17 protein-coding genes are annotated in these 15,546 nt (G+C 67.1%); 9 read left to right on the top strand and 8 right to left on the bottom strand.

Annotation, left to right across the window (positions count from 1 at the left end; translation table 11 throughout):
- Nucleotides 1–118: 118 nt before the first annotated feature.
- Genes ctaE through qcrB form a run of 4 tightly spaced genes read left to right on the top strand, consistent with a single transcriptional unit; the run spans nucleotide 119 to nucleotide 4,372 of the window.
- Nucleotides 119–730: an aa3-type cytochrome oxidase subunit III gene (ctaE, locus tag FR943_RS17055; RefSeq protein ID WP_003885537.1), complete on the top strand. Its 612-nt coding sequence runs from the start codon at nucleotides 119–121 to the stop codon at nucleotides 728–730.
- A 38-nt stretch (nucleotides 731–768) separates the two neighbouring features.
- Nucleotides 769–1,575: a cytochrome bc1 complex diheme cytochrome c subunit gene (qcrC, locus tag FR943_RS17060; protein WP_218045818.1), complete on the top strand. Its 807-nt coding sequence runs from the start codon at nucleotides 769–771 to the stop codon at nucleotides 1,573–1,575.
- Nucleotides 1,572–2,738 carry a cytochrome bc1 complex Rieske iron-sulfur subunit gene (gene qcrA / locus FR943_RS17065; RefSeq protein WP_217159301.1) on the top strand — a complete coding sequence of 389 codons (1,167 nt, stop codon included), beginning with the start codon at nucleotides 1,572–1,574 and terminating at the stop codon, nucleotides 2,736–2,738. The genes qcrC and qcrA overlap by 4 nt, the downstream gene beginning before the upstream one ends.
- Nucleotides 2,735–4,372, top strand: a complete 1,638-nt coding sequence (gene qcrB, locus FR943_RS17070; RefSeq protein WP_217159303.1) for a cytochrome bc1 complex cytochrome b subunit — start codon at nucleotides 2,735–2,737, stop codon at nucleotides 4,370–4,372. Before qcrA ends, qcrB begins: the two co-directional genes overlap by 4 nt.
- Before the next feature lie 86 nt (nucleotides 4,373–4,458).
- Here the strand turns inward: qcrB and FR943_RS17075 are convergent, their stop codons facing one another.
- The 6 genes from FR943_RS17075 to ctaC form a co-directional block, all read right to left on the bottom strand.
- The gene (locus FR943_RS17075; RefSeq protein WP_217159305.1) at nucleotides 4,459–4,785 is read right to left on the bottom strand and encodes a hypothetical protein; all 327 of its coding nucleotides are present in this window, start codon (nucleotides 4,783–4,785) and stop codon (nucleotides 4,459–4,461) included.
- A gap of 23 nt (nucleotides 4,786–4,808) precedes the next feature.
- Nucleotides 4,809–5,492, bottom strand: coding sequence for an envelope biogenesis lipoprotein LpqN (lpqN, locus tag FR943_RS17080; protein WP_217159308.1), 684 nt, complete (start codon nucleotides 5,490–5,492; stop codon nucleotides 4,809–4,811).
- 128 nt (nucleotides 5,493–5,620) lie between these two features.
- Nucleotides 5,621–6,196: a DUF2561 family protein gene (locus tag FR943_RS17085; protein WP_217159311.1), complete on the bottom strand. Its 576-nt coding sequence runs from the start codon at nucleotides 6,194–6,196 to the stop codon at nucleotides 5,621–5,623.
- Entirely contained in the window at nucleotides 6,196–7,095 is a 900-nt protein-coding gene (locus tag FR943_RS17090) for an MmpS family transport accessory protein (protein ID WP_217159313.1), read from the bottom strand. Before FR943_RS17090 ends, FR943_RS17085 begins: the two co-directional genes overlap by 1 nt.
- Nucleotides 7,096–7,279: 184 nt before the next feature.
- A complete protein-coding gene (locus tag FR943_RS17095; RefSeq protein ID WP_217159316.1) occupies nucleotides 7,280–7,699 on the bottom strand; it encodes a cytochrome c oxidase subunit 4 in 420 nt (139 codons plus the stop codon).
- A 12-nt stretch (nucleotides 7,700–7,711) separates the two neighbouring features.
- Complete coding sequence (ctaC, locus tag FR943_RS17100) at nucleotides 7,712–8,749, bottom strand: aa3-type cytochrome oxidase subunit II (RefSeq protein WP_217159319.1); 1,038 nt, start codon at nucleotides 8,747–8,749, stop codon at nucleotides 7,712–7,714.
- A 157-nt stretch (nucleotides 8,750–8,906) separates the two neighbouring features.
- On the opposite strand from ctaC, the gene asnB reads away from it, so the two are divergent.
- Nucleotides 8,907–10,886 (top strand): asparagine synthase (glutamine-hydrolyzing), encoded by a 1,980-nt coding sequence (gene asnB / locus FR943_RS17105; protein WP_217159321.1) that lies wholly within the window; start codon nucleotides 8,907–8,909, stop codon nucleotides 10,884–10,886.
- 11 nt (nucleotides 10,887–10,897) lie between these two features.
- On the opposite strand, the gene FR943_RS17110 is transcribed toward asnB, so the two are convergent.
- A complete protein-coding gene (locus tag FR943_RS17110) occupies nucleotides 10,898–11,875 on the bottom strand; it encodes a carbohydrate kinase family protein (RefSeq protein WP_217159324.1) in 978 nt (325 codons plus the stop codon).
- A 175-nt stretch (nucleotides 11,876–12,050) separates the two neighbouring features.
- Between FR943_RS17110 and FR943_RS17115 the strand changes: the two genes are divergently transcribed.
- The gene (locus tag FR943_RS17115; RefSeq protein ID WP_217159326.1) at nucleotides 12,051–12,668 is read left to right on the top strand and encodes an Rv0361 family membrane protein; all 618 of its coding nucleotides are present in this window, start codon (nucleotides 12,051–12,053) and stop codon (nucleotides 12,666–12,668) included.
- Nucleotides 12,669–12,691: 23 nt separating this feature from the next.
- Here FR943_RS17115 and FR943_RS17120 read toward each other — a convergent pair whose 3' ends face one another.
- Entirely contained in the window at nucleotides 12,692–13,048 is a 357-nt protein-coding gene (locus tag FR943_RS17120) for a HesB/IscA family protein (protein WP_217159329.1), read from the bottom strand.
- A gap of 179 nt (nucleotides 13,049–13,227) precedes the next feature.
- Here FR943_RS17120 and FR943_RS17125 point away from each other — a divergent pair, with 179 nt between their 5' ends.
- Genes FR943_RS17125 through cobT form a run of 3 tightly spaced genes read left to right on the top strand, consistent with a single transcriptional unit; the run spans nucleotide 13,228 to nucleotide 15,535 of the window.
- Nucleotides 13,228–13,911: a DUF3043 domain-containing protein gene (locus FR943_RS17125; protein ID WP_217159332.1), complete on the top strand. Its 684-nt coding sequence runs from the start codon at nucleotides 13,228–13,230 to the stop codon at nucleotides 13,909–13,911.
- Nucleotides 13,912–13,934: 23 nt separating this feature from the next.
- Complete coding sequence (locus FR943_RS17130; RefSeq protein WP_217159334.1) at nucleotides 13,935–14,468, top strand: bifunctional adenosylcobinamide kinase/adenosylcobinamide-phosphate guanylyltransferase; 534 nt, start codon at nucleotides 13,935–13,937, stop codon at nucleotides 14,466–14,468.
- Nucleotides 14,465–15,535 (top strand): nicotinate-nucleotide--dimethylbenzimidazole phosphoribosyltransferase, encoded by a 1,071-nt coding sequence (cobT, locus tag FR943_RS17135; RefSeq protein WP_217159336.1) that lies wholly within the window; start codon nucleotides 14,465–14,467, stop codon nucleotides 15,533–15,535. Before FR943_RS17130 ends, cobT begins: the two co-directional genes overlap by 4 nt.
- The last annotated feature ends 11 nt before the right edge of the window (nucleotides 15,536–15,546 follow it).

Below are 15,546 nucleotides of genomic sequence, written 5' to 3' on the forward strand. Positions count from 1 at the left end.
GAATGCTATCGCTGCAGCCGTCGGCGCCCCGGGTCGCGGGCACCCGTTGGCGACACGTTTGGACGAATTGCTCGACCCGGGTGGAGTTCGACAACTACAAAGCGTCATACTTGCGGATGTGACGAGCGCTGTAGGTACCTCGGGAACGGCAATCACGTCGCGCGTTCATTCGCTGAACAGACCGAACATGGTCAGTGTTGGCACCATCGTGTGGCTTTCCAGTGAACTCATGTTCTTTGCTGGACTGTTTGCGATGTATTTCACGGCGCGCGCGCAAGCTGGTGGCGACTGGCCGCCCGAGCCGACCGAACTCAATTTGGCCCTTGCTGTTCCGGTGACGCTGGTTCTGATCGCGTCATCCTTCACCTGCCAGATGGGCGTGTTCGCCGCCGAGCGCGGCGACGTGTTCGGGCTGCGCCGGTGGTATGTGATCACGTTCCTGATGGGCCTGTTCTTCGTACTGGGCCAGGGATACGAGTACATCCACCTGGTCGAGCACGGCACCACCATCCCGGGCAGTGCCTATGGATCGGTCTTCTATCTCGCGACCGGTTTCCACGGCCTGCACGTCATCGGCGGACTTGTTGCGTTCATCTTGCTGCTGGCCCGCACCAAGATGAGTAAATTCACGCCCGCGCAGGCCACCGCGGCGATCGTCGTCTCGTACTACTGGCACTTCGTCGACATCGTCTGGATTGCGCTGTTCGCCACCATCTACTTCGTCCGCTGATCGGCCGGCCGATGTTCGATTCGATGAGAAGGGGTTCGATGACCAGCAAGTCGCGCCGACGACTGCGCCGACGACTGTCAGCAGGTCTCCTGCTGTTGGTCGGCCTGTCGGTCGCAGGTGGTGTTGCGGCCACGCTGACACCCACACCGCAGGTCGCAGTCGCCGACGAATCTCAGTCGGCTCTGCTGCGCACCGGTAAGCAACTGTTCGATACGTCGTGCGTGTCCTGCCACGGCGCCAACCTGCAGGGTGTGCCCGATCGCGGCCCCAGCCTGATCGGCACCGGCGAGGCTGCGGTGTACTTCCAGGTGTCGACCGGTCGGATGCCCGCGATGCGCGGCGAGGCCCAGGTGCCGGCGAAGCCCGAGCATTTCGACGAGCATCAGATCGATGCCCTCGGCGCCTACGTACAGGCCAACGGTGGCGGCCCCACCGTGGTCCGTGACGAGAACGGTGCCATCGCCCAGGAATCGCTGATGGGCTCGAACGTGGCGCGCGGTGGCGACCTGTTCCGGCTGAACTGCGCGTCCTGCCACAACTTCACCGGCAAGGGCGGCGCACTGTCCTCCGGAAAGTTCGCACCCGACCTCGGCGACACCGAGCCGGCCCAGATCTACACCGCGATGCTGACCGGACCGCAGAACATGCCCAAGTTCTCCGACCGCCAGCTGTCGCCGGAAGAGAAGCGCGACATCGTCGCCTACGTCCGCGAGTCCGCTGAGACTCCCAGCTACGGCGGCTACGGACTCGGTGGCTTCGGCCCCGCGCCCGAAGGCATGGCGATGTGGATTATCGGAATGGTGGCCGCCATCGGCGTGGCGATGTGGATCGGGGCACGAGCATGACCGACAACAGCCCGAAGCTTCCCAGCGAGGCCGAGCTGGCCTCGATGTCGCGTGAAGAGCTCGTCGAGCTCGGCGGCAAGATCGACGGTGTCGAGACGATCTTCAAGGAGCCGCGCTGGCCGGTTCCCGGCACGAAGGCCGAGAAGCGCACCGAGCGGCTGGTCGCGTACTGGCTTCTGCTCGGCGGACTTTCCGGCCTGGCGCTGCTGCTGGTGTTCCTCTTCTGGCCGTGGGAGTACCAGCCTTTCGGTTCCGAAGGCGAGTTCCTCTACTCGTTGGCCACGCCGCTGTACGGCCTGACCTTCGGCCTGTCGATCCTGGCGATCGGCGTGGGCGCGGTGCTGTTCCAGAAGAAGTTCATCCCCGAGGAGATCTCGGTCCAGGATCGCCACGACGGCCGCTCCCCCGAGCTGCACCGCAAGACGATCGGGGCCAACCTCACCGACGCTCTCGAGGGCTCGACCGTCAAGCGGCGCAAGCTGATCGGCCTGTCGCTGGGCATCGGCCTGGGCGCCTTCGGAGTCGGCACCCTGGTGGCGTTCATCGGCGGGTTGATCAAGAACCCGTGGAAGCCCGTGGTGCCCACCGCCGAAGGCAAGAAGGCCGTGCTGTGGACGTCGGGATGGACGCCGCGTTTCCACGGCGAGACCATCTATCTGGCGCGGGCCACCGGCCTTCCCGGTGAGTCACCGTTCGTCAAGATGCGGCCCGAGGACCTCGACGCCGGTGGCATGGAGACCGTGTTCCCGTGGCGCGAGTCCGACGGCGACGGCACCACCGTCGAGTCCTCGCATCACCTCACCGAGATCGCCATGGGTGTGCGTAACCCGGTGATGCTGATCCGCATCAAGCCGGCCGACATGTCCCGCGTGGTCAAGCGGAAGGGCCAGGAGAGCTTCAACTTCGGTGAGCTCTTCGCCTACACGAAGGTCTGCTCGCACCTGGGTTGCCCGTCGTCGCTGTACGAGCAGCAGACCTACCGCATCCTTTGCCCGTGCCACCAGTCGCAGTTCGACGCGTTGCACTTCGCAAAGCCCATATTCGGTCCGGCTGCGCGCGCGTTGGCGCAGCTGCCCATCACCATCGACAAAGACGGCTACCTGGTCGCCAACGGTGACTTCGTCGAGCCCGTCGGACCGGCATTCTGGGAGCGCAAATCATGAGCCCTGACCTTGCCAAGATCGCCGCCGCACAAGGGGATGCGATCGATTCCCGTTATCACCCGTCGGCGGCGGTGCGCCGGCAGCTGAACAAGGTGTTCCCCACCCACTGGTCATTCCTGCTGGGTGAGATCGCGCTGTACAGCTTCATCGTGCTGCTGATCACCGGTGTCTGGCTGACGCTGTTCTTCGATCCGTCGATGGCACACGTCACCTATGACGGTGTGTACCAACCGCTTCGGGGCGTTCAGATGTCGCGGGCCTATGAGTCCGCACTCGACATCAGCTTCGAGGTGCGCGGCGGGTTGTTCGTCCGCCAGATCCACCACTGGGCCGCCCTGATGTTCGCCGCGTCGATCATGGTGCACATGGCGCGCATCTTCTTCACCGGTGCGTTCCGTCGGCCCCGTGAGGCCAACTGGGTGATCGGCTCGCTGCTGCTGATCCTGGCGATGTTCGAGGGTTACTTCGGCTACTCGCTGCCCGACGACCTGCTGTCCGGTATCGGCCTGCGCGCCGCGCTCTCCTCGATCACGCTGGGCATGCCGATCATCGGCACCTGGCTGCACTGGGCGCTGTTCGGCGGGGACTTCCCCGGCGAGATCCTGATCCCGCGGCTGTACGCCCTGCACATCCTGCTGATCCCGGCCATCATCCTGGCGCTGATCGGTGCGCACATGGCGCTGGTGTGGTTCCAGAAGCACACTCAGTTCCCCGGCCCCGGCCGCACCGAGCACAACGTCGTCGGCGTGCGCGTCATGCCGGTGTTCGCGGTGAAGTCCGGTGCGTTCTTCGCGATGATCACCGGTGTGCTCGGCCTGATGGGCGGCCTGCTGACGATCAACCCGATCTGGAACCTGGGTCCCTACAAGCCGTCTCAGATTTCGGCGGGTAGCCAGCCGGACTTCTACATGATGTGGACCGAGGGTCTGGCGCGTATCTGGCCGGCCTGGGAGTTCTACCCGTTCGGCCACACCATCCCCGCGGTGGTCTGGGTCGCGTTGATCATGGGCGGTGTCTTCGGCCTGCTGATCGCCTACCCCTTCATCGAGCGGAAGGTCACCGGCGACGACGCGCACCACAACCTGCTGCAGCGTCCGCGCGACGTGCCGGTGCGTACCGCGATCGGCGCCATGGCGATCGCGTTCTACATGGTGCTGACCCTGGCCGCGATGAACGACATCATCGCCCTGAAGTTCCACATCTCGCTGAATGCGACCACCTGGATCGGTCGTATCGGCATGGTGGTGCTGCCGGGCATCGTGTACTACATCGCCTACCGGTGGGCCATCTCGTTGCAGCGCAGCGACCGCGAGGTCCTGGAGCACGGCATCGAGACCGGCATCATCAAGCGCCTGCCGCACGGTGCCTACGTCGAACTGCACCAGCCGCTGGGGCCGGTCGACGACCACGGTCACCCGATCCCATTGGAGTACCAGGGCGCCGCCCTGCCGAAGCGGATGAACAAGCTCGGCTCCGGTGGTGCACCGGGCACCGGCAGCTTCCTGTTCGCCGATCCGTCTGTCGAACACGAGGCGCTCACCGAAGCCGCGCATGCCTCTGAGCACAAGGCGCTGACCGCGCTGCGCGAGCACCAGGAGCAAAATGGCAACGGGGAGACCAACGGTCACCACTGACCACTCCCCTACCCCGAACAAATCGCCGCTCTCCCTTCGGGGAGGGCGGCGATTGTTTTAGGCGCCGAGGTAACCGGTTGACCGGCTCAGGGCCAGGTGCCTTTCGGCCCGGATCGCGGAGCCGGCCCGGCCGGCGGCTGGGTCTTGAGCGCCGAGCCCGGAGTCGGGGTGTTCTGCAGCGCTCCGAGACACAGGCCCAAACGTCCCGGCATACACGAGTTGTTGCCGGAACGGCCCAGGGTGTTGGTCGGGTCGTTCTGCGACCAGCAGACGCCGGTGATCGGATCGAGGACGGCGCCGCCCGGGCAAGGGGCCGAGTGTGCCGACGGCGCCGCCGTCACGACAGCCGAGGCCAGCACCGCGCTGCATAGGGTCGCCAGCAGGAGCTCCGGTGCCCTGGTTCGGATCAACATGTCATGGTCTCCGCTGGTTTCCGCTACCGGGTGATCTTCGTCTGCTCGTCGATGAGCTCGGCCGCGTCGATCACCACGTCCTTCTGCTCTTCGGGCGCATTGGCATTGAGCTGCAGCACGAATAGTGCATCGGCGCCGGGGATGACCACGGTTTTCTGGGCGACGACCCGAGCTTTGCCGTCAAGGCTGTAGGTGCCGGCCGACTGCACTGCCTCGAACCCGCCGAGGGTGGATTTCTCTGGCTCGTCGATCGACGTGAACTCCGGCAGGTTCAGCAACTGTCCCGGCGCGTATTCGAGGATCTTGGCCGGGTCGACGTTGCCGGTCAGCTTGGAGGCGATGGCGATGATCGCCGGTGGGTCAGCCGGATCTGACGGTTTGTCGTACACGATGGCGCCGTACGCCCAGTCGGGCGTCTTGTCCCCGGCTGGGCTCCAGTCCGGCGGGAACGGGAAGTCGAAGTCCGGCGTACCCGGCTCGTCGGGTTTGATCGGCGTTTCGGCGATCTTGTTCTCGGCGACGTAGTCGCTGATCGTCTTGTTCGGCCCGGCCACAGTGGGGCGCTCCGTCGGCGGCGCCGGCGCGGCCTCGCTGGTTGCCGATGACGTCGGCTCGGCCGTACTTTCGCCGCCCTCGGTTCCAGATCCACAACCAACAAGCAACGCACTCACGCTGACAACCACCGCGCCCGCCAAAACCATGTTCATGGGCGGCCTCGTCCTTCCCCGTCGTCGGCCCCTGGCCCGCACTTGTGGATATCGAGATTACGCAGCCGTCGGTGGGTTTCGGGCCGAAACGCCGCGCGTGGGCCGCCTGGCCGGGAAGACGGAAGGGCTCAGGAGGGCAGTGCGTCGAGCTGGCGCAGCGCCACGATCGGAAGCGCGATGATACCCGCGGTGACCAGCCCGGCCAGGCCGTAGAGACACCAGGCGGCGACATCGCTGCCGGTGGCCATCAGATAGGTGGCCAGCCCGATTGCCGCCGTCCCGATACCGATGGCGCAGGTGACCGCCAGGGTGAACCGCAACCAGATCGCCTCGGCGAGGGCCGTCCCGCTGCCCGCGCTGTAGCGACTCATCGTGACCGGTGCCGCCCGGTAGCTGCCCCCGATGGGGCGCGGCGAGCGTGCCGGCGGTTGGGGCCGTCGGGCCGGCTGGCGGCTGTCGGTCTGCGCCCGCGCCCGCAGCAGCAACGGCACCGCACCAGCGATCACCAGCACGGACAGGCCGATGACGGTGTAGAGCACCCACGGGGTGTCGGCACTTTCGGCACCCTGCGGGTGACTGCGCCCCAGATCGACCAGGGCCACCACGGCGGCCACCCCGGCACCCAGCGCGGCGAGCCAGACCGCTGCGCAGGCACCCAGCAGCACCCGGTCGGTGCTGTCGAGTTCGCTGATCGGCCCGGTCATCAGCAGGCCGTCTGTGCCGAGTTGTTGGCGTTGGAGGACAGCACGGTCCCGTCACTGGCGGTTATGGAGCAGTTCAGTCGGCTGACCAAAAACAGGCTGGATGCCTCGACGGAGCCCACATCCGAGTTGGAGATCGGCGTCATCGTGAACGTCCACGGGATGTAGACGTTGCGCAGCGTCCGGCGGTTCCCGTTGCCGTCCACATACGTGATCGTGATGATGTCGCCGGGCGCCTTGGTGCCGGTCACCGAATAGGTGACCTGACGCGGTCCGGCGTGGGTGGTGGTGGTCGGCGGTGCCGTCGTGGCCGGCGGCGGCGCCTCACTGGTCGGGGCCGGCGCCGGCGCCGGTGCGGGCGCGGGTGGCGGCGGTGGCGGCTCGGTCACCGTCACGGTCTCCGGTGGAGGCGGCGGGGGCAGTTCCTCCGATGTGGGCGGCGGCGGGGGCGGCGGTGTGGTCGTGGTGATCTCGTCCTGCACCGGCGGCGCCGCAGTGGTGGTGCTCGGTTTGGGGGTGGCCAGGTTGGTGCTGTCGTCGTCGCGGGCGACCAGGGTGGCCACCGAGGCCACCAGGGCGATCGCGGCGACGATGGCGGTGATTCCGACCACCCACGGCCAGCGCGGCGGTGGGCCCGTGTCGACGAGTTCGGTCGCCGGGTCGTAATCGTCGTAGTCGTACAACGCCACATCAGCGGGCACATAGGGCCCGCTGGTGAACTGTTCGGACTCGGGTGCGGAGTACGCCTGCGAGTAGAACTCCGTCTGTCCGGCATCCTGAGTCTCACCGACATCCTGGCCGCCCGTGGCCTGTGTTGCGTCCTCGGGTGCGGAGTGCTTTCCGGGTTGATCCGGCAAATCAGAACCGGAGGCACCCGGTTCCGGGGGATTCGGCCCGCTCATCTACGCCTATCCTTCTCGACTACTTCACTGCCACGCGGATCGAACGGTGCCGTTCACTGGTGACAGTGCCCCGGCAACATTACCCAACGAGACGATGCGGGTGAGTCCGGCGCTGCCGGTGGCGGATGAAGTGACGGCCCGATTGTGACCTGGTCTGGCCACAACCGGCACGTCGTCGGACGGGTCAGTGCTTCTCAGGACCCCAGTAGTACTCGAAGACCAGGCCGCCGACGGCCATCAGCACGAAGCAGATCCCGGCGACCAGCAACCACGGCAGCCACAGGGCGGTACCCACCGCGGCCACCGAGAAGGACAGCGCGATCAGGATGGGCCACCAGCTGTGCGGCGAATAGAAACCCAGTTCGCCTGCGCCGTCGCTGATCTCGGCGTCCTCGTAGTCTTCGGGGCGGGTATCCAGGCGACGTGCCACGAACCGGAAGAACGTTCCGGTCAGCAGGGTCAGCCCGGTGGTGAGCACGAGCGCGGTGGTACCGGCCCACTCGACGCCACCGGTGGCGAACATCGCCGTCAGCACGCCGTACACCACCGCCGACAGCGCGAAGAAGGCCGTGAGGATCTCGAACAGTCGAGCTTCAATATGCATTGCGTCTAGCCCCTACTTGCTCGCCTGCGGTGCCTGCTCACCGCGTCGGGTGTCGAACGGGTGAGTGGTGACGGCCAGCGGCGGCTGATTGATCGCAGCCAACGCCTCGGCGTTGGTCTTGCCGGCGCTGCGCTGATCGATGTAGGCCTTGAAGTCGTTGGGTTCGACGACCCGGACCTCGAAGTTCATCATCGAGTGGTAAGTGCCGCACATCTCGGTGCAGCGCCCGACGAACGCGCCGGTCTGCTCGATTTTGCTGACCTGGAAGATGTGGTCCGAGTGGTTGGCCTCGGGGTTGGGCATCACGTCACGCTTGAAGAGGAATTCGGGCACCCAGAAACCGTGGATCACGTCCGCGGAGTTGAGCTGGAATTCGACGCGCTTGCCGACCGGCAACACCAGAACCGGGATCTCCGTGGAGCTGCCCAGCGTCTCGATCTTGTCGAAGTTCAGGTAAGTGCGATCCTCGGGGTTGAGGCCGCGCACCGCGCCGACCCGCTCCTCGCCGTGCGCGTCGGTGCCCTCCGGCTTGGAGGTCATCGCGGTCTTGCGCTCGGCATCGACACCGTCGTAATCGAAAGAGCCGTCGGCGAAGTCGATCTTCTGGTAACCGAACTTCCAGTTCCACTGGAAGGCGGTCACGTCGATGACGACCTCAGGGTTGGGGTCCTTGTGCAGCATGCGCTCCTGGACCACCACGGTGAAGTAGAACAGCACCGAGATGATGAGGAACGGGATGACCGTCAGCACCAGCTCCAGCGGCATGTTGTAGCCGAACTGGCGCGGAAGCTCGGTGTCGCCCTTCTTCTTCCGGTGGAACGCACTCGACCAGAAGATCAGCGCCCACACGATGGCGCCCACCACGAAGGACGCAATCACGGAGCCGATCCACAGCTCCCGGTTGAGTTTGCCCTCCGGGGTGATCCCGGTCGGCCAGCCGAGCGCGAGTGCGTCCTGCCAGCTGCAGCCGCTCAGCAAGAATGCCGAGCCACCCAGGACAATGGTCAACAACGCCGCTCGGGCCACCGCCTTAAGCCCGCGAGGTGTCACCTTGGCGCCTCCTAGATCGGTATTTCGCGACCGCGACCGGTCGTTGTTTTGCGAATACTACGCAGCGTAGACCACGCCCGCCCACGGGAGCGAAGCGACTGGCGCAACAGCGTGGGTGGTGGACGCGTGGACCCGCCGGATCAGACATACTGACGCGGTGTGCGGACTGCTCGCCTTGGTAACTGACCCATCCCGATCCGTCCAGGGTGACGCCTCCCCCGACACCAGATCGCCGCTGGTCGAGGCGGTGGCGACCGCATCGCACCTGATGCGTCATCGTGGCCCCGACGAGCCTGGCACCTGGGCCGACCAGACCGGCGACGGCAGCGTGGTCCTCGGCTTCAACCGCCTGTCGATCATCGACATCGCGCACAGCCACCAGCCGTTGCGCTGGGGCCCGGCCGAGACCCCCGACCGTTACGTGCTGGTGTTCAACGGCGAGATCTACAACTACGTCGAGCTACGGGAAGTGTTGCGTTCCGAACACGGGGCGGAGTTTCACACCGACGGCGACGGCGAGGCCATCGTCGCGGCCTACCACCACTGGGGCGCCGACGCGCTGAACCGGCTGCGGGGCATGTTCGCGTTCGCGATCTGGGACACCGCGGAGCGGGAATTGTTCTGCGCCAGGGACCCGTTCGGCATCAAGCCACTGTTCATGGCGACCGGGCCGGGCGGCACCGCAGTGGGCAGCGAGAAGAAGTGCCTGCTGGATCTGGCCCAGGATCCCGAGCTGGGACTGGGCATCGACCTGGGCATCGACCAGCGCGCCGTGCAGCACTACACCGTGCTGCAATACGTGCCCGAACCCGAGACCCTGCACCGTGGCATCCGCCGGCTGGAGTCGGGCAGCTATGCACGGCTGAAGCCCGGGGGCCGTCCCGAGGTGACGCGGTACTTCGAGCCGAAGTTCGCCGCGGTGCCCTTCATCAAGGGCGCCGAGCAATCACGCTACGACGAGATCACCGCGGCCCTGGAGGATTCCGTCGCCAAGCACATGCGGGCCGATGTGACCGTCGGCGCGTTCCTCTCCGGTGGCATCGATTCGACGGCGATCGCCGCGCTGGCGATGCGGCACAACCCGCGGCTGATCACCTTCACCACCGGCTTCGAGCGCGAGGGCTTCTCGGAGGTGGACGTGGCGGCGGCCTCGGCCGAGGCCATCGGCGCCCGGCATGTCACCAAGGTGGTCAGCGCCGCCGAGTTCGTCGACGCGCTCCCCCAGATCGTCTGGTACCTGGACGAACCGGTGGCCGACCCGGCCCTGGTGCCGTTGTTCTTCATCGCCCGCGAGGCCCGTAAGCACGTCAAGGTGGTGTTGAGCGGTGAGGGCGCCGACGAACTGTTCGGCGGCTACACCATCTACCGGGAACCGTTGTCGCTGAAGCCCTTCGACTACCTACCGCGACCGGTACGCAAATCCCTGGGTAAGGCGTCCAAACCACTGCCGGAGGGCATGCGCGGCAAGAGCCTGCTGCACCGCGGCTCGCTGACCCTGGAAGAGCGCTACTACGGCAATGCCCGCAGCTTCTCCGATGAGCAGTTGCGGGCGGTGCTGCCGGGCTTCCGGCCGGACTGGACCCACACCGACGTCACCGGCCCGCTGTACGCCACGTCGCAGGGCTGGGATCCGGTGGCCCGCATGCAGCACATCGACCTGTTCACCTGGCTGCGCGGCGACATCCTGGTCAAGGCCGACAAGATGACCATGGCCAACTCGCTGGAGCTGCGGGTGCCGTTCCTGGATCCCGAGGTGTTCGCGGTGGCCTCCCGGTTGCCGGTCGATCAGAAGATCACCCGGGCCACCACGAAGTACGCCCTGCGTCGCGCCTTGGAACCCATCGTGCCCGCGCATGTGCTGAACCGGCCCAAGCTGGGCTTCCCGGTGCCGATCCGGCATTGGCTGCGGGCCGGCGAGCTGATGGAGTGGGCATACGCGACGACGTCGTCGTCACAGGCCGGCGAGCATGTCGATCTGGGTGCCGTGCGCACCATGCTCGACGAGCACCGCAATGGCGTCAGCGATCACAGCCGCCGGCTGTGGACCGTGCTGATCTTCATGCTGTGGCACGCCATCTTCGTCGAGCACAGTGTGACGCCGCAGATCTCCGAACCGCACTACCCGGTACAGCTCTAGGCTCGAGCAGGCTAATTGCCGAGCGCTTTGCCGATCTCGGCGCCGGCGTCGGCACCGTAGGCGTCAGACAGCCGCTGCACCGCCTCGGCGGCGTCCCAGGTCCACTCCTGCGGGCCGGGCGCCTCCAGGACCAGCACGGCGACCAACGAAGCCAGCTGGGCGGAGCGTTCCAGCCCCAGCCCGGCGCTGCGTCCGGTCAGGAAACCCGCGCGGAATGCGTCGCCGATGCCGGTGGGGTCGGTCTGGCACTTCTCCGGGACGACGCCGACGTGCACGAACGTGCCGTCGGAGCTGACCAGGTCGACGCCTTTGGCGCCCAGCGTGGTGACACGCATGCCGATCTGGCCCATCACCTGAGCCTCGCTCCAGCCCGACTTCTGCAGCAGCAGGTCCCACTCGTAGTCGTTGGTGAACAGGTAGGTGGCACCGTTGATGAGCTTGCGGATCTCCTCACCGGAGAGCCGGGCCAGCTGCTGGGACGGGTCGGCGGCGAAGGCCAGGCCGAGCTTGCGGCACTCTTCGGTGTGCAGGAACATCGCCTCGGGGTCGTTCGCCCCGACGATCACCAACTCCGGCTTGCCGACCCGCTCCACCAGATCGGCCAGGGCGATGTTGCGTGCCTCCGACATCGCACCGGGATAGAACGAGGCGATCTGGGCCATGTCCTCATCGGTGGTGCAGACGAAGCGGGCGGTGTAGGCGTCCTCGGAGATCAGTACGCTGCCGCAGTCGACGTTGGCGCCCTCCAGCCAGGCCCGGTATTCGCCGAAATCCTGGCCCGCGGCGCCGACCAGTGTGACGTCACCGCCGAGAGTGCCGATCGCGAACGCCATGTTGCCTGCCACGCCACCGCGGTGGATCACCAGATCGTCGACCAGAAAGCTCAGCGACACCTTTTGCAGGTGGTCGGCCAAGAGTTGCTCGGAGAACTTGCCCGGGAAGCGCATCAAATGGTCGGTTGCGATGGATCCGGTAACTGCGATGGTCACGTAGTGCACCCCTCATTTCGTTAAGTTGGCTACGTAAACCCTACCCACGCGGCCGGTGACGGTGGTCGTTTGAGCCCGGGCCGCACTTCGCGGGTTGCGCTAACCTGCGTATAACCGTAATCCCGGTCACCGTAGACGGCTGACCCACCGACACATCACGCGGGAGCGCCAATTAATGACTGGTTCATACCAGTACCCCGAGCACCTTCCGCCCCAGCCACAGCCCGAGCAGATGCCTTCGGCGTATCCAGGCACGCTGCCGCCGCCGGTGCCCTACCCCAAGCGACGGCGCTGGCCCAAGATCCTGGCGGCGGTCCTGGCGGTTGCCGCCGTGGCGGGGGTGCTGAGCGCGGTCGTGTTCGCCGGCCGCCGCGGCCCCACCACCCCGGCCGCCGTCTCCGACGCCAAGGCCCAGGCCGCGATCCAGGAATATCTGAACGCGCTGCTCGACGGTGATGACGAAACGGTCGCACGGCACACCCTGTGCGGGCTGTACGACGGGGTCAAGGACCGCAAAGCCGATCTCGCGGTGGCCGGGCTGGCCGGCGACGCGTTCCGCAAGCAATTCAGCCACGTCGAGGTGCTGAGCATCGACAAGAACGTGCCGTGGTCCACCACACAGGCTCAGGTGCTGTTCACCATGAAGGTGGCACCGGCACGGGCGTCGGCACGCGGGAAGAGCCCCGCCGATCAGGAGCAGCAGGGCGTGGCCCAGCTGCTGGTGCAGCGAGACGGGAAGAACGAACAGGTTCTGGTCTGCTCATACGTGCTGCGCACCAGCGGCCTGTACTGACCGCTGGTGGTCTGCACTCAACGTCAGTTGAAGGAGTCGCCGCAGGCGCAGGAGCCGGTGGCGTTCGGATTGTCGATCGTGAAGCCCTGCTTCTCGATCGAGTCGACGAAGTCGATCGTGGCGCCCTGCACGTAGGGCGCGCTCATCCGGTCCACCGTCAGCTTGACCCCGCCGAACTCGGCGGTGAGATCACCGTCGAGGGTGCGGTCGTCGAAGAACAGGTTGTAGCGCAGGCCGGCGCAGCCGCCCGGTTGCACTGCGATGCGCAGCGCGAGATCGTCGCGGCCTTCCTGGTCCAGCAGCGCCTTCGCCTTCGTCGCCGCAGCGTCGGACAGGATCACACCGTGGGTCTCGGTGGAGGTGGCGTCCTGAACAGTCATGGCTCTCCCTAAGCATCCCTGGGCATCTCTGATGCCGGTACAGCTGAAGTCGTAGGAAACGCGTGGACGTACCGCGCGTCTACCCCCTCAACGGTACATTGTTCCGCGGATATTCCCGACTTATCCACAGGCCGGGGCATGTGGCCAGGCCCGCAGCGTCGGGCAGTAACCTGGCTGGCGTGAAGCTGCTGGGCCGTAAGAAGGACAACGAGGGCGAACCCGCCGCGACCGATCAGGGTGCGGCGGTCGACGGATCCGGGTCGACTCCGGCAGGATCAGCGCCCACCACCGCGCCCAAGGGCCGGCCGACGCCCAAACGCAACGAGGCCGCCAAGCGGCGCGGGCCGGTGGCCCCGGCGCCGCTGACCGCCGCCGAGGCCCGCCAGCGTCGCAAGGAGCTCCGCGGCCCCAAGCTCTCCAAGGAAGAGCGCAAGATCGAGCGGATCACCCGGCGCGCCGATATGGCCGACCGGCGCGAGAAGATGATGGCCGGCGAGGAGTCCTACCTGCTGCCGCGCGACAAAGGGCCGGTCCGGCGGTACGTCCGCGACATCGTGGACGCACGGCGCAATGTGCTGGGTTTGTTCATGCCAGCCGCGCTGGCGATGATCTTCTTCATGCTGGCGCTGCCCTCGTTGCAGTTCCAGCAGATTCTGTCCTACGCGATGCTGGTCCTGGTGGTGATCATGGCGATCGACGGGTTCATCGTGGGCCGCAAGGTAAATCACATGGTGGACGAGAAATTCCCGGGCAACACCGAAAGTGGTTTCAAGCTCGGGCTTTACGCTGCCAGCCGGGCATCGCAGTTGCGTCGCATGCGGGCGCCGCGGCCGGCTGTCAACCGCGGCGACAAGATCGCTTGATGGCGTCTCGGGGGGCCTGAGCAGTGCGCACCCTGGTGCTCGGCGGTATCCGATCGGGCAAATCCCAGTGGGCCGAAACCACGATCGCACGAGTGGCCGGCGCCACCGCGCCGGTGCGTTACCTGGCCACCGGTCCCGCAGCCGACGGCGATGCCGCCTGGGCCCGGCGGGTCGATGCGCATCGGACCCGGCGGCCGGCGCATTGGCGCACCGTGGAGACCCGGGATGTGGCTGCCGCGCTGCGTGACGATCCGGGTACCGCAGCCCTCGTCGACGACATCGGTGGCTGGCTGACCGCAACCATGGACCACCTCGGCGCCTGGGCCGGCGCCGAGGTGGGTGGCGAGGTCGACACTCTCGTGCAGGCCGTGGCCGGCTTCGCCGCTCCCCTGGCCCTGATCAGCCCCGAGGTCGGGCTGACCGTGGTGCCGGCCACCGAGGCGGGACGCCGGTTCGCCGACGAGCTGGGCACGGTCAACCAGCGCCTGGCCGCGGTGTGCGAGCGGGTGGTGCTGGTGGTGGCCGGCCAACCGGTCACGGTGAAGGAGCTGACGTGACCGAACCAGATACCGAGTCCGGTGCGGCCTTTGCCCCGGTCACCGCGCCCGATGCCGACGCGGCCGCGGCCGCACGGGCGCGGCAGGCCCAGCTGACCAAGCCACCCGGGTCGCTGGGCCGGCTCGAGGAGCTGTCGATCTGGGCGGCCTCGTGCCAGGGCGCATGCCCGCCGCGGATGCTCACCCGGCCGCGGGTCGTGGTCTTCGCCGCCGACCACGGGGTCACCGCCGCGGGGGTGTCGGCGTTCCCGTCGGCCGTGACCGGCCAGATGGTGACCAATTTCGAGGCCGGCGGGGCGGCGATCAACGTGCTGGCCGAGGTGGCCGGGGCCACCGTACGGGTGGCCGACATCGCCGTCGACTGCGCCGAGCCGCTGTCCGCCGCGATCGGCGCCCACAAGGTCCGCCGGGGCTCCGGCAACATCGCCGTCGAGGATGCCCTCACCGAAGCGGAAGCCGTGACTGCGGTCACGGCGGGGCGCCGGATCGCCGACGAAGAAGTCGACGCGGGCGCCGACCTCCTCATCGCCGGCGACATGGGGATTGGAAACACCACGGCCGCAACAACATTGGTGGCCGCCCTGACCGGAGCCGAGCCGGTGGTGGTGGTCGGCCGCGGCACCGGCATCGACGATTTCGGCTGGATGCGCAAGGCCGCTGCGGTACGTGATGCGTTGTACCGGGCTCGCGCCGTCACCGGTGACCCGGTGGGCCTACTGCGGGTGTGCGGCGGCGCCGACCTGGCTGCGCTGGCCGGATTCTGCGCGCAGGCCGCCCAGCGGCGCACTCCTGTACTGCTCGACGGACTGGTGGTGACGGCCGCGGCGCTGGTGGCCGAACAGTTGGCCCCGGGTGCCCGAGCCTGGTGGCAGGCCGGACACCGATCGACCGAACCGGCGCACAGCCTGGCGCTGGCGCAGCTGGGATTGGAGCCGATCGTCGATCTCGGCATGCGGTTGGGTGAAGGCACCGGTGCCGCGTTGGCGCTGCCGATCGTGCGCGCCGCGATCGCCACGTTGGCCTCGATGGCCACCTTCGACGAGGCCGGAATCTCGGCGCAGACATGATCGCCCCACGG

The organism is [Mycobacterium] fortunisiensis (genome assembly GCF_019050325.1).
Classification (GTDB): domain Bacteria; phylum Actinomycetota; class Actinomycetes; order Mycobacteriales; family Mycobacteriaceae; genus Mycobacterium; species Mycobacterium fortunisiensis.